Consider the following 24,298-nt stretch of genomic DNA (forward strand, 5'->3'; position numbering starts at 1 on the left):
TGAGGGGTCAGGTGCCGACCGGGCACTGCCGCACGTCACACGGAGTCCCCATCACATGACACCGCGCATCCTCGTCGTCGACGACGACCAGGCCCTCGCCGAGATGATCGGCATCGTCCTCCGCTCCGAGGGCTACGAACCCGAGTTCAGCGCCGACGGCAACGACGCCATCGACGCCTTCCACGGGACGAAGCCCGACCTGGTGCTCCTCGACGTCATGCTCCCGGGCATCGACGGCATCGAGGTGTGCAAGCGCATCCGTGCCGAGAGCGGCACGCCGATCATCATGCTCACGGCGAAGGGCGACACCTCCGACGTGGTCGCCGGCCTCGAGAACGGCGCCGACGACTACGTCGTGAAGCCCTTCAACCCGAAGGAGCTCGTCGCCCGCATCCGCACCCGGCTCCGGCCGACCGCCGCGGACGCCACCGTGCTCCACGTCGGTGACCTCACCGTCGACGTCGCCGGGCACGAGGTCCGACGCGGCGACGCCGTGATCGCGCTCACCCCGCTGGAGTTCGACCTGCTGCGGGCCCTGTCCGAGAAGCCCAACCAGGTCTTCACCCGCGAGATGCTGCTCGAGCAGGTGTGGGGCTACCACTACAAGGCCGACACCCGGCTGGTGAACGTCCACGTGCAGCGCCTCCGCGCGAAGATCGAGCACGACCCCGACAACCCGAAGATCGTCACCACGGTGCGCGGCGTCGGGTACCGGGCCGGAGGGTCCTGAGCACCGTGCCGTCCACACCGTCGACCGGCGGCGTCGCCGTGCGGGGCAGACTCGCCCGCGCCGGCCGCCGTGTCCGACGGTGGGTCCGGCGCGGCTGGCGGGGTGTCGCGTACCTCTGGCGCCGCTCCCTGATGTTCCGGTCGGTCGCGATCACGGTGATGACCACCGGCCTCGCGATCGCGATCATCGGCACCGCCGTCATGATCAGCATCTCGAACAACGTCTACGCGCAGCGCCGCGACCAGATCGAGTCCGAGTCCGCCCGCGCCACGATCGTCGCGCAGGGCATCTTCGACGCGGCGACCGCCGGCGAGGACAACAACCAGAGCGAGCTCGAGACCCTGCAGAGCGAGGCGCAGCAGGCGATCCTGTCGAACACGACGAGCCCCGGCGGCACCAGCATCGCCATCGAGCGGACCCCGGACCAGCCCGGCCCGCAGACGGTGCAGAACGTCGCCAGCCAGGGCTTCCCGGATGCCGTGATCACCGACGCCCTGCGCAAGGAGGTCGGCAAGGACACCGGTCGGCTCAGCCTGCAGCCGGTGCGGCTCGAGGACGACGGGCGCCGCCAGCCCGGGCTCGCGGTCGGGTCGACGCTGCAGATCCCGAGCGCCGGGCAGTACGAGCTGTACCTCGTGTACGACCTCTCCGACGCCCAGCAGACCCTCGACTTCGTCTCGCAGACGCTCTCCATCGGCGGTGTCGCGCTGATGGTGCTCATCGCCCTCGTCACCTCGCTCGTCGTCCGGCTGGTCGTCGTCCCGATCCGCGGTGCCGCCGAGACGAGCCGCAAGATCGCCTCGGGCCGGCTCGACGAACGCATCCCGGTGCGGGGCAACGACGACATCGCCACCCTCGCCCGGAGCTTCAACGGCATGGCCGACGCGGTGAGCCGGCAGATCACCCAGCTGGCCGAGCTCTCCCGGGTGCAGCAGCGGTTCGTCTCCGACGTCTCCCACGAACTCCGCACCCCGCTCACGACCATCCGGCTGGCGGGCGACATGCTCTACGACTCCCGGCACGCGTTCGAGCCGTCGGTCGGCCGGTCTGCCGAGCTCCTGCACGCCCAGGTGGAGCGCTTCGAGCTGCTGCTCGCCGACCTCCTCGAGATCTCCCGCTTCGACGCCCAGGCCGTGCACCTCGACCCCGAACCCGTCGTCCCCGCGGCCCTCGCCACCGACATCGTCGACGAGTTCCGCCCGCTCGCCGAACGCGCCGGCATCGACCTGCAGCTCCTGACGCCCGGCGGCCACACCACCATGCAGCTCGACGCGAAGCGCATCCGCCGCGTCCTGCGCAACCTCGTCGGCAACGCCATCGAGCACGGCGACGCGAAGCCGGTGCAGGTCGTCGTCGACAGCGACGCCCGCTCCGTCGCGATCGCCGTCCGCGACCAGGGCATCGGCATGCCGCCCGAGGACGCCGCCCGCGTGTTCGACCGGTTCTGGCGTGCCGACCCGAGTCGCAAGCGCACCATCGGCGGCACCGGACTCGGCCTCGCCATCTCGCTCGGCGACGCGAACCTGCACGGCGGCAGCATCGACGTCTGGTCGCGCCCCGGCGAGGGATCCGCCTTCGTGCTGACCCTGCCGCGCAACGACCGCGTCGCCGTCACCACCTCGGCGATCCCGCTCCCGGACCTCGACGAACCGTACGACGGCCCCCGCGCCGTCCGAGAGGACGACTGATGCGTACCCGACTCCGCACCCTCGTCGCCGTGGCGCTCGCCGCGGTGACGGTCGTCGCCGTGTCCGCCTGCGCCGCGATCCCCACCGACGGCGCGGTCCGGTCCGGCGGGGTGATCAAGGACCAGTCGGTCTCCGGCGTCGACTACCGCCCCGGCAAGCCCGTGCCCGGAGCCGACCAGACGACGATCCTGCGCGGCTTCATCGCCGCCGGCACCGGCGCGGCGGACGACTACGAGGTCGCCCGCGAGTTCCTCGCCTCGGGCTTCTCGACCAAGTGGAACCCTCGGCGCCAGGTGACGATCCAGTCCGGCAACCCGGCCGTCGAGCGCGTCGGCGAACGGGAGCTGACCTACACCCTCACGGCGAGCGCCACCGTCGACGCGGACGGCGAGTACACCCAGGCGGTCCGCCCCACCTCGTCCACGCTCACGTTCCAGTTCACCCGCGAGGACGGCGAGTGGCGCATCGCCTACGCCCCCGACGGCATCATCCTGTCGCCGGTGAGCTTCGAGTCGGTGTTCCAGCAGCACGCCCTGTACTTCTACGACCCGACCTACCGGTTCCTCGTCCCCGACGAGCGCTGGTTCCTCGCGCGGTCGTCGACGAGCACCCGGATCGCGAGCGCCCTGCTCGCCGGTCCGGCGGACTGGCTCAAGGGGGCCGTGGTGTCCGCGTTCCCCGAGGGCACGCAGCTGTCCCTCAACGCCGTCACCGTCGAGAGCGGGACGGCCCTCGTCGACCTGTCGAGCGACGCCCTCGGCGCCAGCAGCGAGGCGAAGGCACGGATGCGCGAGCAGCTGACCAAGTCGCTCGCCTCGGTCGCCGCGGTGTCGTCCGTCGACATCACGGTCGAGGGTGGACCGTTCTCCATCCCCGACACCGGCGGCGTCGACGCGCAGCAGAACCCCGACGTCGACGCCCGCCCGCTCGTCGACGAGGACGGCACCGTCGGCTACTCGGCGCTCGGCGGCGGCAAGATCGCCCAGCTCGGCGGCGGGATGGGCACCGAGATCGGCGACCTCCGACCGTCCTCGTTCGCTCTGTCGGCCTCCGGCACCGCCGCCGTGGTCGGGAACGGCGACGGGGTGACGGTCGTCCGCGGCCGCAGCCACCTGCGCGTCGACGCGACCGACGGTCTGGTGCCGCCCTCCATCGACGACCTCGGCTTCGTCTGGGTCGCGTCCGAGGACGACACCCGCCGCGTGACCGCCTACGGCCTCGGCGGCGACCCGCACGAGGTCTCCACGACGCTCCCGGCCGGCGACCTCGTGTCCTTCCAGGTGTCCCGCGACTCCACCAGGGCGCTCGCCCTCATCGAGACGAACGACGGCCCGAGCCTCTACGTGATGGCCATCGTCCGCGGCGCGGACCGCACGCCGACCTCGCTCGGATCGCCGGTGCGCGTGCAGGCCGCCACCGGGAACGCCGTCGGCGCGGCCTGGATCAGCGACTCCGACGTCGCCTCGGTCGGGCAGACGACCTCGGGCCCGGACGTCGTCCGCTCGACCATCGGTGGGCAGTCGAGCACCCTGCCGAAGCCCGACGGCCGGGCGACCCAGATCGTCGGGGGGAGCGGCGGCTCCATGCTCCTGCGGCTGTCCGACGGCTCCGTCCTGCAGTCGACCGGAGGCGGTTGGGAGACGACGGGCATCACCGCGGACGTCCTCGGCGTCCAGCGCTGACGTCGGTCCTCCACAGGGCGGCGGTCCGGGAGGCGCGTCCGCAGCCCGGCAGACCGGTGCCCGCCCGGCGGTGGGTCGGGTCAGGATCGGGGGCATGACGAACACCGATCGTGCCGGCCCGGAGCGGGGCGCCGCCGGCGCCGCGGGTGCGGCTGGTGCCGCGGGTGCGGCTTGCGCTGCGGCTGGCGCCGTCGGCGTCGCGCGGCCCTGGCGGGACGCGGTGCTCGCGGTCGTCGGGCTCTTCCTGCCGGTGGCGTGCGCCGGGTGCGGCCGACCCGACCGTGCCCTCTGCAGGCCCTGTCGGCAGGTCCTCGACGCGATGCCCGGCCGGGTGCGCCTCGTCGCGGGGGTGCGGCTGGACGCGGCCTTCGAGTACACCGGGCTCGTCCGGACGATGCTCCTCGAGCTGAAGCTCCGCGGGCGCGTCGACCTCGCCGGGCCCCTCGGCGCGCGGTTCGGCGGGCTCGTGCGGACGGCGCTCGCCGAGGCCGGGCCGGGCGCCGTGCTGCTCCGGGTCCCGCCCTCACCCCGCGGGGCCCGGCGCCGGGGATTCGACCCGGTCGTGCTCCTGGCCGCGCGCGGGGGCGTCCGGCGTCCCCGGGCGCTGTCGCGGGTGCGGTCCCGTGCGTCGTGGCGGCTCGGTGCCGGGGACACGCCCGGGGGAGCCCTGGGCGTGGGTGGTCGGGCCGGCGCCGGGCAGAAGGAGCGCAGCGCGGTGGAACGGGTCGCGGCGACGGTCGGCACCCTCACGGTCGAGGGCGTCGCCGGTCGGCCGGTCGGCCGGTCGTCGTGGTCGACGACGTCGTCACGACGGGCGTCACGATGGCCGAGGCCGTGCGGGCCGTCCGCGCCGCGGGTGGTCGGGTCGTGCGGTGCGTCGCCGTCGCCAGCGTCGACGACTGACGGGCGACGGTCCGGCACCAACGAGCCCCGTGTCCGGTCCAGTGTCCAAACCCGTGTCCGTGTCCGTGCCCGTGCCCGGGTCGCTCGCCGGCGGCGCGACCACATCGGTGAACGCTCGGTGGCCACTGTGTGTCCGGTGGGTGTCCGGGCGACTCACCGACTTCGCGTGACGCCCGGGGGTCGCCGGGTCTAGCCTCGCGTCAAGGCGTTCAGGATCGCCGGATGGAGGCGACGCGCTGAGTCTGGATGGGAGCCGCCACATGGACGTGACGATCACGGGCCGGAACATCGGGGTCACCGACCGATTCCGCACCTACGTCGAACAGAAGTCCGAGAAGATCGACGTGCTCGCCGACCGCGCCCTCGCGTTCGAGGTGCGCATCAGCCGCCACAACGAGAAGTCGGGCGGGCAGGGTGAGGACCGCGTCGAACTGACCCTCATCGGCCCCGGGCCCCTCGTGCGGGCGGAGTCCGCCGCATCGGACAAGTACGCCGCCTTCGACCTGGCCTTCGCCCGCATCATGGAGCGACTCCGTCGGGCACGCGACCGCCGCAAGGTGCACCGTGGGCGCCACCGCCCGACCTCGGTCTCCGAGGCCTCCGGGACCGCCTTCGAGCGGATGGGTGTCGTCCCCGCCGACGGCAAGCTCATCGAGACCGTCGCGACGGGTGCCCTGCCGGTCGTGGACGCCACGGCCGAGGACGACGAGAACGAGGTCTACAGCCCCGTCGTGATCCGGCACAAGGTCTTCGAGGCCGGTCCGATGACGGTCGACGACGCGCTGTACTTCATGGAGCTCGTCGGACACGACTTCTACCTGTTCGTCGACGCCGAGACGCACCGACCGAGCGTGGTCTACCGCCGCAAGGGCTGGGACTACGGCGTGATCGGCATCGACGACCCGTCCACCGACACGGCGCCGGCAGCGGCGTCCGGATCGGAACCGGCGGTCGCGATCGCCTGACGATCGCTCAGCACCACCGACGGCACCCGGGTGTGCGCGGTCCGTTCGCGGGCCGCGCACACCCGCTCCGTTCACAGCGGCCGGAGTCGCCGGGTTGCTAGCATGACTGGCTGTTCGCATCGCGCAGGTCGCGCGTGACGATCTCGTAAGGAGCTCACGTGGCAAACGTGCTGGAGAAGGTCCTCCGCATCGGCGAAGGACGCACCCTCCGTCGGCTGAAGGCGTACGCCTCGGCCATCAACGACCTCGAGGACGACTTCGCGAGCCTCACCGACGAGGAACTCCAGGACGAGACCAAGGAGCTCCGCGAGCGCTACGCGAACGGCGAGACCCTCGACGACCTGCTGCCCGAGGCGTTCGCCGCCGTGCGGGAAGCAGCGAAGCGCACCCTCGGCATGCGGCACTTCGACGTCCAGCTCATGGGCGGTGCCGCGCTGCACCTCGGCAACATCGCCGAGATGAAGACCGGTGAGGGCAAGACCCTCGTCGCCACGACGGCCGCCTACCTCAACGCGATCCCGTCCCGCGGCGTGCACGTCATCACGGTCAACGACTTCCTCGCGTCGTACCAGTCCGAGCTCATGGGCCGCGTGTTCCGCGCCCTCGGCATGACGACCGGCTGCATCATCGCGAACCAGACCCCGGCCGAGCGTCGCGAGCAGTACGCGGCCGACATCACGTACGGCACGAACAACGAGTTCGGCTTCGACTACCTGCGCGACAACATGGCGTGGCAGGCATCCGACATGGTGCAGCGCGGGCACTTCTTCGCGATCGTGGACGAGGTCGACTCGATCCTCATCGACGAGGCCCGCACGCCGCTCATCATCTCGGGCCCCTCCTCCGGCGAGGCCAACCGCTGGTTCACCGAGTTCGCGTCGATCGCGACCCGCCTCACCCCGGGCGAGGACTACGAGGTCGACGAGAAGAAGCGCACCGTCGGCGTGCTCGAGCCCGGCATCGAGAAGGTCGAGGACTACCTCGGCATCGACAACCTGTACGAGTCGGCGAACACCCCGCTCATCTCGTTCCTGAACAACTCGATCAAGGCCGTCGCCCTGTTCAAGCGCGACAAGGACTACGTGGTGATGAACGGCGAGGTGCTCATCGTCGACGAGCACACCGGCCGCATCCTGATGGGCCGTCGCTACAACGAGGGCATCCACCAGGCGATCGAGGCGAAGGAGAAGGTCGAGGTCAAGGCCGAGAACCAGACCCTCGCCACGGTCACGCTGCAGAACTACTTCCGCCTCTACCAGAAGCTGTCCGGCATGACCGGTACGGCCGAGACCGAGGCCGCCGAGTTCATGTCGACCTACAAGCTCGGCGTCGTCCCCATCCCGACGAACAAGCCGATGCAGCGCATCGACCAGACCGACCTCGTCTACAAGAACGAGAAGGCCAAGTTCGAGCAGGTCGCCGAGGACATCGCCGAACGCCACGAGAAGGGCCAGCCGGTCCTCGTCGGCACCACCAGCGTCGAGAAGTCCGAGTACCTGTCGAAGCTCCTCGCGAAGAAGGGCGTCAAGCACGAGGTCCTCAACGCGAAGAACCACGCGCGTGAAGCCGCGATCGTCGCGCAGGCCGGTCGCCTCGGCGCCGTGACGGTCGCCACGAACATGGCCGGCCGCGGCACCGACATCATGCTCGGTGGCAACTCGGAGTTCCTCGCCGTGCAGGAGATGCACGCCAAGGGCCTGTCCCCGACGGAGACCCCGGAAGAGTACGAGGCCGCCTGGGACGAGGTGTTCGACCGCGTCAAGGCCGAGATCAAGGACGAGGCCGACAAGGTCCGCGAAGCCGGCGGGCTCTACGTCCTCGGCACCGAGCGTCACGAGTCCCGCCGCATCGACAACCAGCTGCGTGGTCGTTCCGGCCGTCAGGGCGACCCGGGCGAGAGCCGTTTCTACCTGTCGCTCACCGACGACCTCATGCGCCTGTTCAACTCCGGCGCGGCCGAGAGCCTCATGGGCCGCTCGAACGTCCCGGACGACCTCGCGATCGAGAACAAGCTCGTCGGCCGTGCGATCCGCTCGGCCCAGGCGCAGGTCGAGGGCCGCAACGCCGAGATCCGCAAGAACGTCCTGAAGTACGACGACGTCCTCAACCGCCAGCGTGAGGCGATCTACAGCGACCGCCGTCACATCCTCGAGGGCGACGACATCCACGACCGTGCGCAGTCGTTCCTGAAGAGCGTCGTCGACGACGTGCTCGACTCCCACACCGCCGAGGGAAACGCGGACGACTGGGACCTCGACGCCATGTGGACCGAGCTCGGCACGCTCTACCCGATCTCGATCTCGATCGACGAGGTCATCACCGAGGCCGGGTCGAAGGGCAAGGCGTCGCGCGAGTTCCTCGGCCGCGAGATCCTCTCCGACGCCAAGCTCGCCTACCAGCAGCGCGAGGAACTCCTCGGCGACGAGGCCATGCGCGAGCTCGAGCGCCGCGTGGTCCTCTCGGTGATCGACCGCCGCTGGCGTGACCACCTCTACGAGATGGACTACCTCAAGGATGGCATCGGCCTCCGCGCGATGGCGCAGCGCGACCCGCTGGTCGAGTACCAGCGCGAGGGCTACGCGCTCTTCCAGAGCATGATGGGCCAGATCCGCGAAGAGTCGGTCGGCTACCTCTTCAACCTCGAGGTGCAGGTCCAGTCCGACGGGGAGAACGCCGTCATCGAGGCCAAGGGCCTCGGCGAAGACGAGGTCTCCGGTCTCGAGTACTCCGCTCCGTCGATCGACGGCGAGGTCGAGGTCCGCGACGAACGCGGTCGCCTCGAGCAGGCCGCCACGGCTCGGGCGCAGAAGGCGCAGGCCGAGGCCGAGGCAGCTGCCGGCCCGGAGCAGGGCTCCGCGTTCGGCAACGCCGCGACGGCCTCCGGCCAGGCCGCCGCGGGCAACCGCGCGGAGCGTCGTCAGGCCGCCAAGAAGGGCTGACGCAGGACCAGACGGACAGGAGGGACGGTGCCAGCTGGCACCGTCCCTCCTGTCCGTCTCCCGGTCACCCCACAGGCGTCACAGGACCCCGACGGCCGTCGCGCGCCAGCGGCCCTGCCGCTCCTCCAACCGCATCGCGACGGCACGGGCGTGACTGCGCGTGTGCACCACGATGGTCGCCTCGGCGACCCCGTCGGCGGGTCGGCACACGATCACGCTCCCGACCCGCAGCAGTGCCCGCCCCCGAGAGCGTCCGCCGAGCTGCCGGGCGCGCGCGGCGACGGCGGCACGCTGCTGCAGGTGCCGGTGGACCTCGTCGGTGATCCACCGGGCGATGCTGTCGACCTCGCGCGACCCGGTCAGGATCTCGGCGACGCAGAGACCGAGTGCGCGCGCGGTGTCCTCGACGTCCGTCGGCGGCGGCACCACGCTGAGCCGCAGGACGTCCCCCGTCGGCTCTGCATCATCGATCCGGTGTGCTTCCTCGGCCACCCCTGCCCCTTTCGTCGGGGCTGAGCGTAGGGCGCGTACAACATGAGAAATATGAGTCCGCCCCAAGCTGTGGAGAGCGCGAAGTTGTCCACAGAGGCGCGCACCTAGACTGGGCGGGTGTCGACCCTCAGTGACCTCGTCCTCGCACAAGGCCGTTCCTCCGAAGCCGACGTGGAGTGGCTCCACCTGCTCGTCGGCGACTGGCAGCTGCTCGCCGACCTGTCCTTCGCGGACATGGTCCTCTGGGTGCCGACGTCCGAGGACGGCTCGTTCGTGGCGGTCGCGCACGCGCGCCCCAGCTCCGCGGCGACGCTCTTCTACCGCGACATCGTCGGGCAGGAGATCCGCGAGGAGTGGCGCGAGCAGGTCACCGAGTGCTTCGCCGGCGCGCGGGTCGTCGACTCGGCCGAGCCGGACTGGTACGAGGACACCCCGACCCGCGTCCGGGCGATCCCGGTCCTCCGCCGCCTGAGCGCGAACAGCGCCGAGACGACCGAGCGCCCGATCGCGGTCGTGACGCGGCACTCGAACCAGGACGAGATGCGCACCCCGAGCCGCCAGGAGCTCAACTTCACCGCGAGCGCGAACGACCTCTTCGGCATGATCGCCACCGGCGACTTCCCGGACATCGGTGCGCCGGCCGGACCGCGTCGTGGCGCCCCGCGCGCGAGTGACGGCCTGCTCCGCCTCGACACGAACGGTGTCGTCACGTTCGCCAGCCCGAACGGCCTGAGCGCCTTCAACCGGATGGGCTTCGAAGGTGAGCTCGAGCGGAAGTCCCTCGCCGAGGTCACCACCGAACTCATCGGCGCGCAGCTCGACGTGGACGAGTCGCTGCCCCTCGTCGTCACCGGGCGTGCCCCGTGGCGCGCGGACGTCGAGTCCAAGGGCGTCACCGTCTCGCTGCGGTCGATCCCGCTGCGCGACCATGGTGAGCGCATCGGTGCGATCGTGCTGTGCCGCGACGTCACCGAGCTGCGCCACCAGGAGCGCGAGCTCATCACGAAGGACGCCACGATCCGCGAGATCCACCACCGGGTCAAGAACAACCTGCAGACGGTGGCGTCGCTCCTGCGCATCCAGGCCCGTCGGACCCACTCGGACGAAGCACGGACGTCGCTGCAGAACGCGATGCGCCGCGTGGCCGCGATCGCCGTGGTGCACGACACCCTGTCGACGGGCCTCAGCCAGAACGTCGACTTCGACGAGGTGTTCGACTCCGTGCTGAAGCTGGTGACCGAGGTCGCCGCGTCCCACAACACCACCGTGCGTCCGAAGAAGACGGGCGAGTTCGGGGTGCTCCCGTCCGAGGCGGCGACCCCGCTCGCGCTCGGGCTCACCGAGCTCGTCACGAACGCCGTCGAGCACGGGCTGGACGGCCGTGACGGCGAGGTGGAGATCGTGGCCGAGCGCTTCGACGACCACCTCGACATCCAGGTGCGCGACAACGGCCGGGGCCTGCCGGAGGGCAAGGTCGGATCGGGCCTCGGGACGCAGATCGTCCGGACGCTGATCCAGGGCGAACTCGGCGGCACGATCGACTGGCACACGCTGACCGGCAGCGGCACCGAGGTCACCATCACGATCCCGTTCCGCTGGCTGACGGCGACGCCGGGCGCCGCGTAGCCCGCGCGCGGGTCGTCGGGTGCTTCGTGCTCCCGCCCGGCCCGCGTCGAACCACGTTCCCGACGTCGAACCGCCGTCCGGCCCTGGTTCGACGTCGGTTCCGTGGTTCGTGAGGTGGCGCGCGCCGGCGCGCGCCGGCGCGCGCGCCGTGCGGGCAGCCGGAGCGGCCGGCCGCACAACGGAAGTTGGTCCGAACCACGCGATGCCGCGGCGTCGCGTGGTTTTCGTTGTGCGCAGGCTCGCGCTGTTCCTGGAGGCGCGGTGCGCGCCCGTCAGGGCCGCATCGAACCAGGTTCCCGACGTCGAACCGCCGTCCGGCCCTGGTTCGACGTCGGTTCCGTGGTTCGCCGCGTGGCGCGCGGCGCGTGGCGCGCGGCGCGCGGCGCGTGGCGCGCGGCGCAACCGCGCCGCCGCGCCCGCCCCGCGCACGACGACGCCCGCCGGCCCCGGAGGGACGGCGGGCGTCAGGCGCGCAGGAGGCGCCGGGTCAGGAGGCGCGGCGGGCGCGAGCAGCGCGGCGCTTCAGGGCGCGACGCTCGTCCTCGCTCAGGCCACCCCAGACCCCGGAGTCCTGGTTGTTCTCGAGGGCGTACTGCAGGCACATCTCGGTGACCGTGCAGCGAGCGCAGACCGACTTGGCCTTCTCGATCTGGTCGACGGCCGGTCCGGTGTTCCCGACGGGGAAGAAGAGCTCGGGGTCCGCGGTGAGGCAGGCTGCCTGGTCACGCCAGTCCATGTGTGGTGCTCCTTGAAATCGATGCTCGAACGGCAGGCCGGGGCCGCGGTTCGGGGATCGGAACGCTGAGCATGCGCGAGGCACGAGGGGACACCCGTGGGGGAGGAGTCCGCTGGAAGCGAGTCTGACGCCCGCAGAACGCTCGGGGGAGGAGCGTCGAACCACGGGAGACGCACACCACATCGTGCCGTCCAAACGACCTCGAATATCGTTCCATACTGGTAGGGCCAAATCAAGGGTTCCGACGCTGGAGGAATGCTGTGCCCGACACCACCCCGACCGAGTCCGACCCCGTCGAACGGCGGTCGCCGGCGCTCCTGGTGCTCCTCGTCGTCGTCGGACTCGAGTTCGCCGCCCTCGTCGTCGTGACGATCGTCCTCATCGTCGAGCTGATCGTCGCGCCCGCCACGAGCATCGCGTCCGGGATCGCGCTGACGGTCCTCGCGGCCATCGCGGCGCTCTGGCTCGGCTCCCTGTTCATCGGCCTCCGCAACCGTCGTCCGTGGGTGCGGTCCGGGATCATCGTCTGGCAGGTGCTGCAGGGTGCGCTCGCGATCGGGGCGTTCCAGGGCGTCTTCCGCGTGCCCGCCGTCGGCTGGTTCCTGCTCATCCCCGCGCTGCTGGGGATCACGCTGGTGCTGTCGCGACCGGTGACGGACGCGCTCGCCCGACCGGTCGAGTAGACGGCAGGGACGGGAGGCGCGGTGCCAGCTGGCACCGCGCCTCCCGTCCGTCGATCAGTCGGGTCTCAGACCAGGCCGAGCTTCTTCCGCAGGCTCGCGACGTGTCCCGTCGCCTTGACGTTGTACAGCGGGAGCTGCACGGTGCCGTCCTCGTCGACCACGATCGTCGAGCGGATCGTCCCGGTGACGATCTTCCCGTAGCTGTTCTTCTCGCCCCACGCGCCGTAGGCCTTGTGCACGGCGAGGTCGGGGTCGCTCAGCAGCGGGAACGTGAGGGCCTGCTCGTGCTGGAACTTCTTGAGGGCCGGGAGCTCGTCCTTCGAGACGCCGAGGACCTCGTAGCCGGCAGCCTGCAGCGACGACATGTTGTCGCGGAAGTCGCACGCCTCGGTGGTGCAGCCCGGGGTCGACGCCGCCGGGTAGAAGTACACGATGACCTTCTTCCCACGCAGGGCCGAGAGGGCGTGCTCGGTGCCGTCCTGGTCCGGCAGGGTGAAGTCGGGTGCGGTGTCGCCGGCGGCGAGACGGTCGGTCATGAGGCTCCTGTTCGTGTTCGGTGCCCCGAGTGGTCAAGGGCACGCGAATCCCATGCTATTGTTGTTTCCCGTTGCAGCACGGAAGTGCAGCAGCGCCACACAACTGCACACCATGCGCCTCTAGCTCAATTGGCAGAGCAACTGACTCTTAATCAGTGGGTTCTCGGTTCAAGTCCGAGGGGGCGCACCAACAAGGCCCCGGCTCCCAGAGCCGGGGCCTTCGTCGTCCCCGGGCCCGTGGGGCCTCCGGGGCGGGACACGCCCGGCGTGCGATCCGGCACCGAAATCGTGCGCCTCACTCAGCGGCGACGTCGACCACGCGTTCCTCGCCGACGACCGGCGCGAGGGCGCCCGCCGATCCCGCGGCCAGGTCGGCCCGCAGCGGCTCGACCGCGGCACCGGGCACCCACAGCTCGAACGTCGCCGTGCTGCCGTACGCGGGCTCGCCGAGCGTCGCGTCGTGGCGCCGGACCCAGTCGCGCAGCACGTTGTCGATCCGGCCGGCTTCGGCGTGCGGGACGTCGACGGTCACCCGGGTGAGCGGGCGTCGGTGCACGAGCGCCGCGCGGTCGAGGGTCTCGGAGACCGAGGTCGAGTAGGCGCGGACGAGTCCGCCGGCGCCGAGCTTCACCCCGCCGAAGTACCGCGTGACGACCGCGACGACGTCGGTCAGCCCGCGGCGCCGGAGCACCTCGAGCATCGGCACGCCGGCGGTACCGGACGGTTCGCCGTCGTCGCTCGACCGGGCCTGGTCACCGAGCACCCCGGTGACCATCGCGGTGCAGGTGTGCTGGGCGTCCCACCGACGGCGACGGACCTCGGCGATGACGCGGTCGGCGTCCTCGACGGAGGAGACCGGCGCCACGGTCGTGATGAACCGCGACTTCGTGACGACGATCTCGTGCTCGACCGGTGCCGCGATCGTGGACGGGTACGAGGTGCTCACCCGTCCGAGGCTAGCGAGGTCGGTGTCGGGGTCCCGCGCTACCATGTGCTGCACGACGTGCGGCTGGGGAGGAGTCCGATCGACATGGCGACAGCAGACCCGAGGGGTGGCGCGCTCGACGCTGCGGAACTCGCGCGCCGACTCAACCTCCTCCTCGACTTCGAGGAAGCGCAGCGCGGTGCGCCGGTGCCGTTCGCCGCGGTCGAGGAGTACGTCGCCGCCCAGGGTGGCTCGCTCTCCCGGGCGAAGTGGACGTACATGCTCTCCGGCGACGGCCGTCGGAACCGCGACACCGGGCTCCTCCGCCTGCTCGCGGGGTTCTTCGAGGTCGACGAGCGCTTCCTGCTCGAGGACAGCGACGTCCCCGAGCGCATCGGCGCCCAGCTCGCGCTCGTCCGGTCCCTGCGGTCGGCGCGCGTGAGCGGGTTCGCCGCCCGGACCTTCCCCGGTGAGCTCTCGCCCGAAGCCCTCCGTCGCATCGCCGAGGTGCTCGAGGAGGAGTCCGCTCGGGGGAGCGTCGCATGAGCGCGCCGACGGACCTCGTCGAGGCGTTCTGGGCACGTGGTGCGGCCGAGGGGTGGTCCGACGTCGACCAGGCCGTCGCCGCCGCAGCCGAGGTGGTCCGCAAGCCGATCGTCGTCCGTGAAGAGGCGTTCCTCGCGGCGGAGCCCGTGTGCGGCTTCGTGGCGACGCTCGAACGGCAGCACCTCGTGATGATCTCCCCGACGGCGTCGCGCACCTTCCGGTCGTTCGTCATCGGTCACGAACTCGGCCACATCCTGCACCGTCACCAGGACCACGCACCGCAGGCGGCCTACATCCGCGACGTCATCCCGGACCTGCCGGAGTACAAGGTCGAGCGGGCCCTCGCCCGCGGGCTGTTCTCGAACGAGTACGAGCACGAGGCCGAGGTCTTCGCCGACCGGCTCGCCGGGCTCATCCGCGGCCACCGCGATCGTCCGAGTGCGTTCCGCGGGGTGTTCGGGTGATCGTCTCCGTCGTCCAGGCGCTGCTCCTGATCGCCGGGACCATCACGCTCTTCGTGCTCCAGCGCGGCCAGGACCGGACGCTCGCGGTCACGTTCCTGCTGTTCGCGGCGACCATCGTCACGAACGTCGACCCGCTGTACCTGTGGCTCGATCCGCTGTTCGGCGGCTTCAACGTCGTCACCGTGGTCAGCGACTGCCTCATGGTCGCGGGGACGAGCACCCTGCTGTGGGGCGTGGCGAAGGCCGTCGGTGCCGCGCGGCCCTGGCTCCGGAACGCGATCGTCGTCACCTGCGCGGTCGTCGTCGTGGTGGTGATCGTGGCGTTCACCGTGCTCGACAAGCCCGCGACGACGACGACCTTCATGCTCGATGCGGGGTCGCACCCGGCAGCCACGGTGTACTCGATCGCGCAGACGGTGTACCTCGGCGTCGCGCTCGGTGCGACCGGGCTGATCTCGATCGTGCACCTCGGCGAGGCCCGCACGACCACGGACCTCGTCGGACTCTGGGTCCTCGTGCTCGGTGGGCTCCTCGGGGTCGTCCGCATGGTCGTCGTCGTGGTGATGGACCTCGCGCACGTCCTGGGGGACCTCGGCGTGACCCGGTCCCTCGCCCTGCCGTACGACGTCACGACCCCGGGCGCGGTGATCTGCGTGTCGTCGGGGATGCTCCTGCTCGTCATCGGCCACCAGGTCTCCCGCCGTCGCCGCTGGCGTCGGGTGGAGTCGGCGCTCCGCACCCTGACGCCGTTGCACGCCCGGATCGGGACCGACAACGCCTACCCGGACTCCGGGGACCCGGCGACGCGCCTCAGCCGGCTCATCGTCGAGATCAACGACGGTGCGCGTCGGGCACGCCAGCAGCTGAGCGACACCGAACGACGGGCGCTGGCCGACGCCGAGGCCGCCCTCGAGACCGCCTAGCGCGAGTCGTTACCAGAACGGGACATCGGCCCCACTGGGCAGGTCGATTCCTCCAGTGGCGCCGTGTAAGGTTTGTAGCAGTTGCTACAGGCAATGTGGCAGCACGGGGTGGGACTCGGCCGCGTTGGGGGCGGCCGAGCACCACCGGCCCCGATCCGCCGCCGGACGGCCGTTCCGCGGTGTCTAGGATCGTCGGGTGACCGTCTTCGCAGCCCTCGTCCTGTTCATCGGTGCCATCTTCAACGTCGTCACGTGGCCGCGCTTCTTCCAGCGCGTCGCGAAGGACTCGCGGGCGCGCGATGCCGCCGGCAAGCCGACGACGTTCTACACGGTGCACCTCGTGCTGCTGCTCATCGCGCTGGCGATCGCCGTCGCTGCGGTGGTCGCGGGGATCCTGCTGCTCGTCTGAGCGCGCCCGGCGTGGCGGCGCGCTCCGCCGGTGACGTGACGGCCTGGAGGCGTCGTGCCGGCCCGCCACGGGCCTGTGGTCCGCACGGTGCGGCCGTCGCCGGCTGGTGCGGCGTTGGTGGCTAGGTGCGGCGCTACGAGCTGCCACCGTGCGCGGAACCGCGCACGGGGTGAGCAGGCACGCACGGTGCGGGCGGGAGGCGCGGTGCCGGTCCGCCACGTTCCTCCCGTCCGCACGGTGCGGCGGTCGCCGGCTGGTGCCGCGTTGATGGCTGGGTGCGGCGTTGCAAGCTGCCACGGTGCGCGGGACCGCGCACGGGGTGCGCAGGTGCGCACGGTGCGGACTGGAGGCGCGGCGCCGACCCGCGACGTTCCTCCCGTCCGCACGGTGCGGCTGTCGCCAGCGTGTGCGGCGTTGTTGGCTGGGTGCGACGTTACAAGCTGCCACGGTGCGCGGGACCGCACACGGGGTGAGTACTCACGCACGGTGCGGACTGTAGGCGCGGTGCCGACCCGCCACGTTCCTCCCGTCCGCATGGGGTGAGGGGGTGCGCACGGTGCGGACCGGAGGCGCGGTGCCGGGCCGCCGCGGGCCTCTCGTCCGCACGGTGCGGCCGTCGCCTGCTGGTGCGGCGTTGGTGGCTGGGTGCGGCGTTACAAGTTGACACGGTGCGCGGAACCGCGCACGGAGTGCGCAGGCGCGCACGGTGCACGTGTCGCCAGCCGGTGCGGCGCCGGTCCGCATCGCGCCTGCCGCCGGCCGGTGCGGTGCCGGCCCGCCACACGCTTCCGGTCCCGCAGGCGATCGCGCCCGGCGGGCGCCCAGGACAGCGGAGCTCAGACCGGCGGGCGGCGCACCGGTGTCAGGACTCCGACGGCAGCGGCGCGCCGAGCGCCCGGCGCAGCGCGAGGCCGGCGACCCGCTCGTCGGTTGTGTCGAGCAGCACCCGGTAGGTCTCCCCGGGCGTGACGAACTCGACGCACACCGCGTCGAAGTCGCACGGCTCGATCCGCCAGCCGCGCACGGCGTCCATGGGCACGGCGGTCAGGGCGTCCCGCTCGTAGCTGGTCTCGGCGGCGACACGGTCGTGGAAGACCCGGACACGGCCGAAGGTGCCGCGCCAGGTCAGCTGCAGGTCGAGCGTGGGGGAGACAGAAGGGTCCGGCACCCGCCGATCGTACCGACGGGTGCCGGACCCTCTCACACGCGTGCGGCGTGCGGTTTCGCTATCCGGACACTCGGGTCCGTGCGTGGTCCGCCGCGATCAGCGCCGACGGTCGGTGTCCGACCCGGCGTCGCCGGCCGAGGACGATCCCGACGCGTCGGCCGAGGACGACCCTGACTCGTCGTCCGCCGGAGCCGACGCTCCGGCACCGCGGCGCACCTGGTTCGCCGGGTCCCGGCCGGTCACCGGGTACGGACCGGTGATGCCCGAACGGAGCGAGGCGATGCGGAGGATGCGGTCGCGCTGCAGGAACCAGCCGAGGATGAGCAGCGGGATCACGATGATGAGGGACGCGATCGTGTACGTGCCGATCGGGTAGTCGATCGCCATCAGCACGATGACGGTCGCGAGGAACACCAGCGTCAGCCAGGACGTGTACGGCGCGCCCGGCAGCTTGAACGACGGCTCCTTCGCGAGCCCCTGCTTCGCCCACGAGCGGAGCTTCATCTGGCAGAGGATGATCGTGCCCCAGGCGGTGATGATGCCGAGGCTCGCGATGTTCAGCGCGATCTCGAACGCCTGCTTCGGCACGAAGAGGTTCAGGAAGACTCCGACCAGCGTGAACGCCGAGGTCAGCAGGATGCCCGCGAACGGCACGCCGCCCTTGGTCATCTTCGTGGTCCACTTCGGCGCCGAACCGTTCATGCCCATCGAGTGCAGCGCGCGACCGGTGGAGTAGAGCCCGGCGTTCAGCGAGGACAGCGCTGCCGTGAGCACGACGAAGTTCATGATCGACCCGACGACCTGGCCGACCTGCGGGTTGCCGATCGACGAGAAGAAGGTCACGAACGGGCTGACGCCGTCCTTGTACGACGTGTACGGCAGGAGCAGCGAGAGGAGGACGACCGACCCGACGTAGAACACGGCGATGCGGAAGACGACCGAGTTGATCGCGCGGGGGATGACCTTCTCGGTGTCCTGCGTCTCGCCGGAGGCGGTGCCGACCAGCTCGATGGCGGCGTAGGCGAAGACGACACCCTGCACGACGAGGACCGCCGGCAGGAGTCCGGTCGGGAAGAGTCCGCCGTTGTCGGACCAGATGCTGAACCCGGTGCGGACCGTCTCGCCGCCCGTCTCGACCGGGAACGCGAACACGAGCCAGACGAGGGCCACGATGAGGAAGGCCACCAGGGCGGCGACCTTGATGATCGCGAACCAGAACTCGAGCTCACCGAAGACCTTCACGGCGACGAGGTTGGCCGCCAGCACGACGAGGAGCGCCGCGAGGGCGAGGGCCCACTGCGGCACCGCGCGCGGCCCGGCCCAGTAGTGCAGGTACAGCGCGACGGCGGTGGTGTCCACGATCGAGGTCATCGCCCAGTTGAGGAAGTACATCCACCCGGCGGCGTACGCGAACTTCTCACCGAAGAACTCGCGCGCGTAGGAGATGAACGACCCGGACGAGGGACGGTGCAGCACGAGCTCGCCGAGGGCCCGCAGGATGAAGAACGCGAAGACGCCCGCGATGAGGTAGACGACCGCCAGGGCCGGTCCCGCCGTGTGCAGTCGGCCACCCGCGCCGAGGAAGAGCCCGGTGCCGATCGCACCGCCGATGGCGATCATCTGCAGTTGCCGGGGCTTCAGACCGTGCTGGTAGCCCTCCTGCTCGTGCGAGAAGTCGTTCGCGGGCGCGCGGTCCACGCCGGTGTCGTTCTGCGCTGTCATGCGCGACACGCTACAGGTGCCCCGAACCGGGGTGGCACACAACCATGCGAATGTCCTGCAACACAACGGACCGGTCACGATCCCGATCGTTGGCAGGGCGCGCGACACGCCGTGAACGGGGTACACAGGTGCCGGGATTCCGGCGGACCCGGATTCGCGTCGGGGGACAACCGCCGATAGCGTTGAACGTCCCTTCAGGGACACCGACGATCAGGACGCGTCCACCGCAGCAGCACAGCGGGGGCCGTACGGTCGGCCGGACCGGGGCCGTCCCGAGTACGTCCCCCGCGTGCGTGATCGCTCGCCCTGCGCCGTTGCGCGGGCTCGATGCGGTGCCGCCGAACACGGTGCCGGGCGACCCGTCCGCAACCACCGGTACCGCCGTGCGCCCACCGCGCCGCGGTCCCGCGAGGAGCACCGTTGACCATCGCACCACCCCAGGACCGGCGTGCCACCACGCCGGACAACCCCACCGGCGTGCCGGCCGTGCGCGTGCACGGCGCCTACAAGGTGTTCGGCCGCCGTCCAGGCGAGGCGGTCCGCCGGCTCGCCGCCGGGGCCACCCGTGACGAGGTCCGCGACCTCGGCTCGGCGGCCGTGATCGACGCGTCCTTCGACGTGCGTCCCGGCGAGATCTTCGTCGTCATGGGTCTGTCCGGCTCGGGCAAGTCGACGCTCATCCGCATGCTGAACGGCCTGCTCGAACCGACGGCGGGGCACGTCGAGATCGGCGGTCGCACCGTCACGGGGGCCACCCCGCGCCAGGTCCGCGACATCCGTCGGTCGAGCGTGTCGATGGTCTTCCAGCACTTCGCGCTCCTGCCGCACCGCACCGTGCTCGAGAACGTCGCGTTCGGCCTCGAGGTGAACGGCGTCGACAAGGCCACCCGGCTCGCCAAGGCCCGCGAGGTGATCGGCCTCGTCGGACTCGACGTCTGGGCGGACGCGAAGCCTGACGAGCTCTCCGGCGGCATGCAGCAGCGTGTCGGCATCGCCCGCGCCCTCGCCGCCGAGACCGACGTCCTGCTCATGGACGAGGCGTTCAGCGCACTCGACCCGCTGATCCGCCGCGAGATGCAGGAGCAGCTCGTCGACCTGCAGCAGCGACTCGGCAAGACGATCGTCTTCATCACCCACGACCTCAACGAGGCGATGTTCCTCGGCGACCGCATCGCCGTAATGCGCGACGGACGGATCGTGCAGATCGGATCGCCGGAGGAGATCCTCACCGACCCGGCGAACGACTACGTCGCCCAGTTCGTGCAGGACGTCGACCGCGCTCGGGTGCTCACCGCGTCGAGCGTCATGGAGCCCGCGCGCGCCGCGGTCCCGCTGACGGTCGGCCCCCGTGGCGCCCTCCGCACGATGCGCGACCTGCAGACGGCGGCGGTCTTCGTCACCGGACGCGGCCGGAAGCTCGAGGGCTGGGTCCGCGACCGGCACGTCATGCGCCAGGTCAAGGCCGGCGACACCGACCTCGACGCCATCGTGAACACCGAGTTCGCGCGCGTCGCGCCGGACACCGCGCTCACCGACCTGTTCGAACTCGCCGTCGAGTCGCCGCTGCCGATCGCGGTCGTCGACGACGAGGGGCGCCTGCTCGGGGTCGTCCCGCGTGTGACGCTGCTCGCCGCCCTCGGCAACGTGCCGACCGCGACGATGCCCATCCCGGTGCTCGAACCGGTCACCCGGATCAGCGACTCCGACATGGACTCGACCCTCGCCGACGCCGGCGAGACGCCGCCCGCTGCCGCGACGCCGCCCGCCGCCACGACGCCCACCACCGAAGGAGACCACGCATGATCACCCCCGGTACCAACTCCTTCGGCGACTTCCACCTGCCCCTCGGCACCTGGGTCGCAGCGATCGTCGACTGGATCACCACCTACCTCTCCGGCTTCTTCGACGTCGTCCGCTACGTCTTCACCTGGATGGACGCGTGGATGGAGTACTTCCTCGCCACGCCGCCGTTCTGGGTCGTCGTCGCGATCCTCGTCGTCCTCGCGTTCGTCGCCAAGGGCTGGAAGCTCGCGCTCGGCGCCGCCGTCGGCCTGCTCTTCATCGTCAGCGTCGGCCAGTGGACGAACGCGATGGACACGCTCGCGCTCGTGATCGTCGCCGCGGGCCTCGCGGTGGTCTTCAGCATCCCGCTCGGCATCTGGGCGGCCCGCTCCGACGCCGCGAGCCGGGTCATCCGGCCGGTGCTGGACTTCATGCAGACGACGCCCGCGTTCGTCTACCTCATCCCGGCGCTGCTGCTCTTCCGCGTCGGTGTCGTCCCCGGCATCGTCGCGACGATCGTGTTCGCGATGGCCCCCGGTGTCCGGCTCACCGAGCTCGGCATCCGCGGGGTCCCGAGCGAGGTCGTCGAGGCCGGCGCCGCGTTCGGCTCGAGCCCGTGGCGCATCCTCCGGCAGATCCAGCTGCCGCTCGCGAAGGCCAGCATCATGGCGGGCATCAACCAGGTCATCATGCTGTCGCTCTCGATGGTCGTCATCGCCGGCATGGTCGGCGCCGGTGGTCTGGGGGAGCAGATCGTCGCCTCGCTGAACCGCATCGACGTCGGTCTCGGAGCGGAGGCCGGCCTGTCGGTCGTGGTCCTGGCGATCCTGCTGGACCGTCTGACCGCAGCGCTCGGCGGCGACTCGGGCCGCGCCTCCAGGCTCTTCGGACGCCGGAAGCGCGCGACCGCGACCCCGAACGCGGCGAGCGCGACCGCGACCCCGAACGCGGCGAGCGCGACCGCGACCCCGTCCGCGGCGACCGCACAGACCGCCGCCACCACCGAAGCGGTCACCGACCGCCCGACCGTCGACGCGTGAGGAAGGACCACACCATGAAGCGCACCAGCACCCCGCGCAACCGCACCCCGCGCAACCGCACCCCGCGCAACCGCACCCCGCGCAACCGCACCCCGCGCACCCGCCGCGTCCTCGCCGCGGCCGCCCTCGCCGCCACCACCGCCCTCGGCCTGTCCGCCTGCATGCCGCCCGGCTACTACGGGGCATCGGGCACGGTCGACAACGGCGACCAGAAGTCGATGCACGTCGTCGTCTTCAACGGCTGGGACGAGGACACCGCCGCCAGCTACCTCTGGAAGCACGTCCTCGAGCAGCAGGGCTACGACGTCCAGCTCACCAACTCCGACGTCGCGCCGGCGTACACGGGCCTCGCCTCCGGCGACTACGACGTCGTGTTCGACACCTGGCTGCCGAACACGCACAAGGAGTACATGGACACGTACGGCAAGGACCTGACGGACCTCGGCGCGTGGAACGAGCAGGCGTCCCTCGAACTCGCCGTGCCGGAGTACTCCGACATCGACTCGATCGACGAGCTCAAGGCGAAGGCGTCGGACTTCGGCAACCGGATCGTCGGCATCGAGCCCGCAGCCGGCGAGACGAAGGTCGTGCAGGACCAGGTGATCCCGCAGTACGGCCTCGACGGCATGGACTTCGTCACGAGCTCGACGCCGGCGATGCTCGCCGACCTCAAGGCCGCCATCGCGAAGCAGCAGGACGTCGTCGTGACGCTGTGGCGTCCGCACTGGGCGTACGACGCCTTCCCGATCAAGGACCTCGAGGACCCGAAGGGCGCCCTCGGCAAGAACGAGGAGATCCACACGATCGCCAAGAAGGACTTCGGCGACGACTTCCCGCAGGCGTCGAAGTGGATGGAGGACTTCGAGATGGACTCCGACACGCTCTACTCGCTCGAGAACGCGCTCGTGAACAGCGGCGCGAAGACGAGCGAGTACCCCGCGATCACCGCGAAGTGGGCGTCCGAGCACCAGGACTACGTGGACTCGCTCACGTCGACGAAGTAGCAGCAGTCCCTGCCAGGAGGCGCGGTGCCGGTCCGGCACCGCGCCTCCCGTCGTCGGGGCGGTCGCGTTCCTGGGCGAGGCCCGCCGGGGGTTGCTTCGATGGAGGGATGGACATCCTCCTCCGGCTCCTCGTCGCGGTCGGGTTCGCGCTGCTCATCACCGCCGTCGCGGCACTCGTCACCCACCTCGTCTTCCGATCACTCGCCAGACGGGAACGCTGGGCGTCCGTCCTCTCCCGCCGCGTGAAGCACCCCTTCCGGACGGTGCTGCTCATCGCCATGACCTGGACTGCGTTCGCGACGAGCATCCCGGACACCAGCGCGTACCCGTGGCGCGACGAGGTCTCGCACGTGTTCCTCATCGCCGTCATCGGCACCGGCTGCTGGTTGGCGTGCGAGGTCGCGATCTTCCTCGAGAGCCTCGGGCTGCACCGCTACCGCACCGACGTCCCCGACAACCGCGTCGCCCGACGCGTGAAGACCCAGGTGCTGGTGCTCCGACGGCTGACGGTCGCCGTGCTCGTCATCATCGCGGTCGGGGCCATCCTGCTCACCTTCCCCGGGGTCGAGGCCGCGGGTGCGAGCGTCCTGGCCTCCGCCGGGCTCATCTCGGTCATCGCCGGACTCGCGGCGCAGTCGACGCTCGGCAACGTGTTCGCCGGCATGCAGCTCGCGTTCTCCGGGTCGATCCGGGTCGACGACGTCGTGGTGGTCGAGCAGCAGTGGGGGCGGATCGAGGAGATCACGCTGACCTACGTCGTCGTGCACCTCTGGGACGACCGACGCTTCGTGCTCCCGTCGACCTACTTCACGAGCACCCCGTTCGAGAACTGGACGCGCACGAACAGCGAACTGCTCGGCGCCGTGGAGTTCGACCTCGACTGGCGGGTCCGCCCGGGTGACATGCGCGCCGAGCTCGAGCGGATCCTCGAGCGCACCGAGCTGTGGGACCGCCGGGTGCAGGTGCTCCAGGTCACCGACGCCGTCCAGGGCTTCGTGCACGTGCGGGTGCTCGTCACCGCACACGACGCACCGGCGCTCTTCGACCTGCGGTGCTACGTCCGCGAGGAACTCGTCGCCTGGATCCAGCGCACCCACCCCGACGCCCAGCCGGTGCAGCGCGTGCTCATGGTCGAGGACGTCGCCCAGCCCCGGCGACGGAGCGCGTCGACCGCGGCGTCCTCCGCGCTCTTCGGTGGGGACCACGACGACCGCGCCGCGATGTTCACCGGGCCGATCAGCACGTCCGACGTCCGTCCCGCCGACCTGCCGTAGCCGCACCCCACGGACGGACGGGAGGCACGTGGCGGACCCGGCACGTGCCTCCCGTCCGTCC

22 protein-coding genes and 1 tRNA gene are annotated in these 24,298 nt (G+C 71.1%); 17 read left to right on the forward strand and 6 right to left on the reverse strand.

The window, feature by feature from the left end; genetic code table 11:
* The first annotated feature begins 55 nt into the window (after nucleotides 1-55).
* The 6 genes from mtrA (at nucleotide 56) to secA (ending at nucleotide 8,907) form a co-directional block, all read left to right on the forward strand.
* The gene (gene mtrA / locus ACQXVK_RS12535) at nucleotides 56-730 is read left to right on the forward strand and encodes an MtrAB system response regulator MtrA (protein ID WP_022905943.1); all 675 of its coding nucleotides are present in this window, start codon (nucleotides 56-58) and stop codon (nucleotides 728-730) included.
* Between the two features lie 5 nt (nucleotides 731-735).
* Entirely contained in the window at nucleotides 736-2,418 is a 1,683-nt protein-coding gene (gene mtrB, locus ACQXVK_RS12540) for an MtrAB system histidine kinase MtrB (protein WP_430853750.1), read from the forward strand.
* Nucleotides 2,418-4,100 (forward strand): GerMN domain-containing protein, encoded by a 1,683-nt coding sequence (locus tag ACQXVK_RS12545; RefSeq protein WP_430853751.1) that lies wholly within the window; start codon nucleotides 2,418-2,420, stop codon nucleotides 4,098-4,100. Before mtrB ends, ACQXVK_RS12545 begins: the two co-directional genes overlap by 1 nt.
* A gap of 630 nt (nucleotides 4,101-4,730) precedes the next feature.
* Complete coding sequence (locus tag ACQXVK_RS12550; protein WP_430853752.1) at nucleotides 4,731-5,003, forward strand: phosphoribosyltransferase family protein; 273 nt, start codon at nucleotides 4,731-4,733, stop codon at nucleotides 5,001-5,003.
* A 260-nt stretch (nucleotides 5,004-5,263) separates the two neighbouring features.
* On the forward strand, nucleotides 5,264-5,968 hold the full coding sequence (gene hpf, locus ACQXVK_RS12555) for a ribosome hibernation-promoting factor, HPF/YfiA family (protein WP_430853753.1): 705 nt from the start codon (nucleotides 5,264-5,266) through the stop codon (nucleotides 5,966-5,968).
* Nucleotides 5,969-6,126: 158 nt separating this feature from the next.
* Nucleotides 6,127-8,907: a preprotein translocase subunit SecA gene (secA, locus tag ACQXVK_RS12560; RefSeq protein ID WP_402268090.1), complete on the forward strand. Its 2,781-nt coding sequence runs from the start codon at nucleotides 6,127-6,129 to the stop codon at nucleotides 8,905-8,907.
* Nucleotides 8,908-8,985: 78 nt separating this feature from the next.
* Here the strand turns inward: secA and ACQXVK_RS12565 are convergent, their stop codons facing one another.
* Entirely contained in the window at nucleotides 8,986-9,399 is a 414-nt protein-coding gene (locus ACQXVK_RS12565) for an Rv3235 family protein (protein ID WP_022905937.1), read from the reverse strand.
* A gap of 117 nt (nucleotides 9,400-9,516) precedes the next feature.
* Between ACQXVK_RS12565 and ACQXVK_RS12570 the strand changes: the two genes are divergently transcribed.
* A complete protein-coding gene (locus tag ACQXVK_RS12570; protein ID WP_022905936.1) occupies nucleotides 9,517-11,025 on the forward strand; it encodes a sensor histidine kinase in 1,509 nt (502 codons plus the stop codon).
* A gap of 487 nt (nucleotides 11,026-11,512) precedes the next feature.
* Here ACQXVK_RS12570 and ACQXVK_RS12575 read toward each other — a convergent pair whose 3' ends face one another.
* Entirely contained in the window at nucleotides 11,513-11,761 is a 249-nt protein-coding gene (locus tag ACQXVK_RS12575; RefSeq protein ID WP_022904217.1) for a WhiB family transcriptional regulator, read from the reverse strand.
* A gap of 260 nt (nucleotides 11,762-12,021) precedes the next feature.
* Between ACQXVK_RS12575 and ACQXVK_RS12580 the strand changes: the two genes are divergently transcribed.
* Nucleotides 12,022-12,444, forward strand: a complete 423-nt coding sequence (locus tag ACQXVK_RS12580; protein ID WP_430853754.1) for a hypothetical protein — start codon at nucleotides 12,022-12,024, stop codon at nucleotides 12,442-12,444.
* Nucleotides 12,445-12,509: 65 nt separating this feature from the next.
* Here ACQXVK_RS12580 and bcp read toward each other — a convergent pair whose 3' ends face one another.
* Nucleotides 12,510-12,980 carry a thioredoxin-dependent thiol peroxidase gene (gene bcp / locus ACQXVK_RS12585; protein ID WP_430853755.1) on the reverse strand — a complete coding sequence of 157 codons (471 nt, stop codon included), beginning with the start codon at nucleotides 12,978-12,980 and terminating at the stop codon, nucleotides 12,510-12,512.
* Between the two features lie 114 nt (nucleotides 12,981-13,094).
* Here bcp and ACQXVK_RS12590 point away from each other — a divergent pair.
* Nucleotides 13,095-13,170, forward strand: a tRNA-Lys gene (locus tag ACQXVK_RS12590).
* 105 nt (nucleotides 13,171-13,275) lie between these two features.
* Here the strand turns inward: ACQXVK_RS12590 and ACQXVK_RS12595 are convergent.
* Entirely contained in the window at nucleotides 13,276-13,926 is a 651-nt protein-coding gene (locus ACQXVK_RS12595; RefSeq protein ID WP_430853756.1) for an IMPACT family protein, read from the reverse strand.
* An 84-nt stretch (nucleotides 13,927-14,010) separates the two neighbouring features.
* Between ACQXVK_RS12595 and ACQXVK_RS12600 the strand changes: the two genes are divergently transcribed.
* From ACQXVK_RS12600 to ACQXVK_RS12615, 4 genes are all read left to right on the forward strand, one after another.
* Nucleotides 14,011-14,451, forward strand: coding sequence for a hypothetical protein (locus ACQXVK_RS12600; RefSeq protein WP_022905933.1), 441 nt, complete (start codon nucleotides 14,011-14,013; stop codon nucleotides 14,449-14,451).
* Nucleotides 14,448-14,915, forward strand: coding sequence for an ImmA/IrrE family metallo-endopeptidase (locus ACQXVK_RS12605; RefSeq protein ID WP_402268077.1), 468 nt, complete (start codon nucleotides 14,448-14,450; stop codon nucleotides 14,913-14,915). The genes ACQXVK_RS12600 and ACQXVK_RS12605 overlap by 4 nt, the downstream gene beginning before the upstream one ends.
* Nucleotides 14,912-15,838: a hypothetical protein gene (locus ACQXVK_RS12610; RefSeq protein ID WP_430853757.1), complete on the forward strand. Its 927-nt coding sequence runs from the start codon at nucleotides 14,912-14,914 to the stop codon at nucleotides 15,836-15,838. The genes ACQXVK_RS12605 and ACQXVK_RS12610 overlap by 4 nt, the downstream gene beginning before the upstream one ends.
* Before the next feature lie 196 nt (nucleotides 15,839-16,034).
* On the forward strand, nucleotides 16,035-16,247 hold the full coding sequence (locus tag ACQXVK_RS12615) for an SCO4848 family membrane protein (RefSeq protein WP_430853758.1): 213 nt from the start codon (nucleotides 16,035-16,037) through the stop codon (nucleotides 16,245-16,247).
* An 862-nt stretch (nucleotides 16,248-17,109) separates the two neighbouring features.
* Here ACQXVK_RS12615 and ACQXVK_RS12620 read toward each other — a convergent pair.
* On the reverse strand, nucleotides 17,110-17,415 hold the full coding sequence (locus ACQXVK_RS12620) for a hypothetical protein (RefSeq protein WP_022905206.1): 306 nt from the start codon (nucleotides 17,413-17,415) through the stop codon (nucleotides 17,110-17,112).
* Between the two features lie 96 nt (nucleotides 17,416-17,511).
* Nucleotides 17,512-19,137, reverse strand: coding sequence for an amino acid permease (locus tag ACQXVK_RS12625; protein ID WP_430853759.1), 1,626 nt, complete (start codon nucleotides 19,135-19,137; stop codon nucleotides 17,512-17,514).
* Nucleotides 19,138-19,563: 426 nt separating this feature from the next.
* On the opposite strand from ACQXVK_RS12625, the gene ACQXVK_RS12630 reads away from it, so the two are divergent.
* From ACQXVK_RS12630 to ACQXVK_RS12645, 4 genes are all read left to right on the forward strand, one after another.
* Nucleotides 19,564-20,940 carry a quaternary amine ABC transporter ATP-binding protein gene (locus ACQXVK_RS12630; protein ID WP_430853780.1) on the forward strand — a complete coding sequence of 459 codons (1,377 nt, stop codon included), beginning with the start codon at nucleotides 19,564-19,566 and terminating at the stop codon, nucleotides 20,938-20,940.
* A complete protein-coding gene (locus ACQXVK_RS12635; protein WP_430853760.1) occupies nucleotides 20,937-21,959 on the forward strand; it encodes an ABC transporter permease in 1,023 nt (340 codons plus the stop codon). Before ACQXVK_RS12630 ends, ACQXVK_RS12635 begins: the two co-directional genes overlap by 4 nt.
* Before the next feature lie 14 nt (nucleotides 21,960-21,973).
* Nucleotides 21,974-22,963 carry a glycine betaine ABC transporter substrate-binding protein gene (locus ACQXVK_RS12640; RefSeq protein WP_430853761.1) on the forward strand — a complete coding sequence of 330 codons (990 nt, stop codon included), beginning with the start codon at nucleotides 21,974-21,976 and terminating at the stop codon, nucleotides 22,961-22,963.
* Between the two features lie 107 nt (nucleotides 22,964-23,070).
* Complete coding sequence (locus ACQXVK_RS12645) at nucleotides 23,071-24,237, forward strand: mechanosensitive ion channel family protein (RefSeq protein ID WP_430853762.1); 1,167 nt, start codon at nucleotides 23,071-23,073, stop codon at nucleotides 24,235-24,237.
* Nucleotides 24,238-24,298 lie beyond the last annotated feature (61 nt).

Origin of the sequence: Curtobacterium sp. AB451, from assembly GCF_050585845.1 — a bacterium.
GTDB lineage: Bacteria > Actinomycetota > Actinomycetes > Actinomycetales > Microbacteriaceae > Curtobacterium.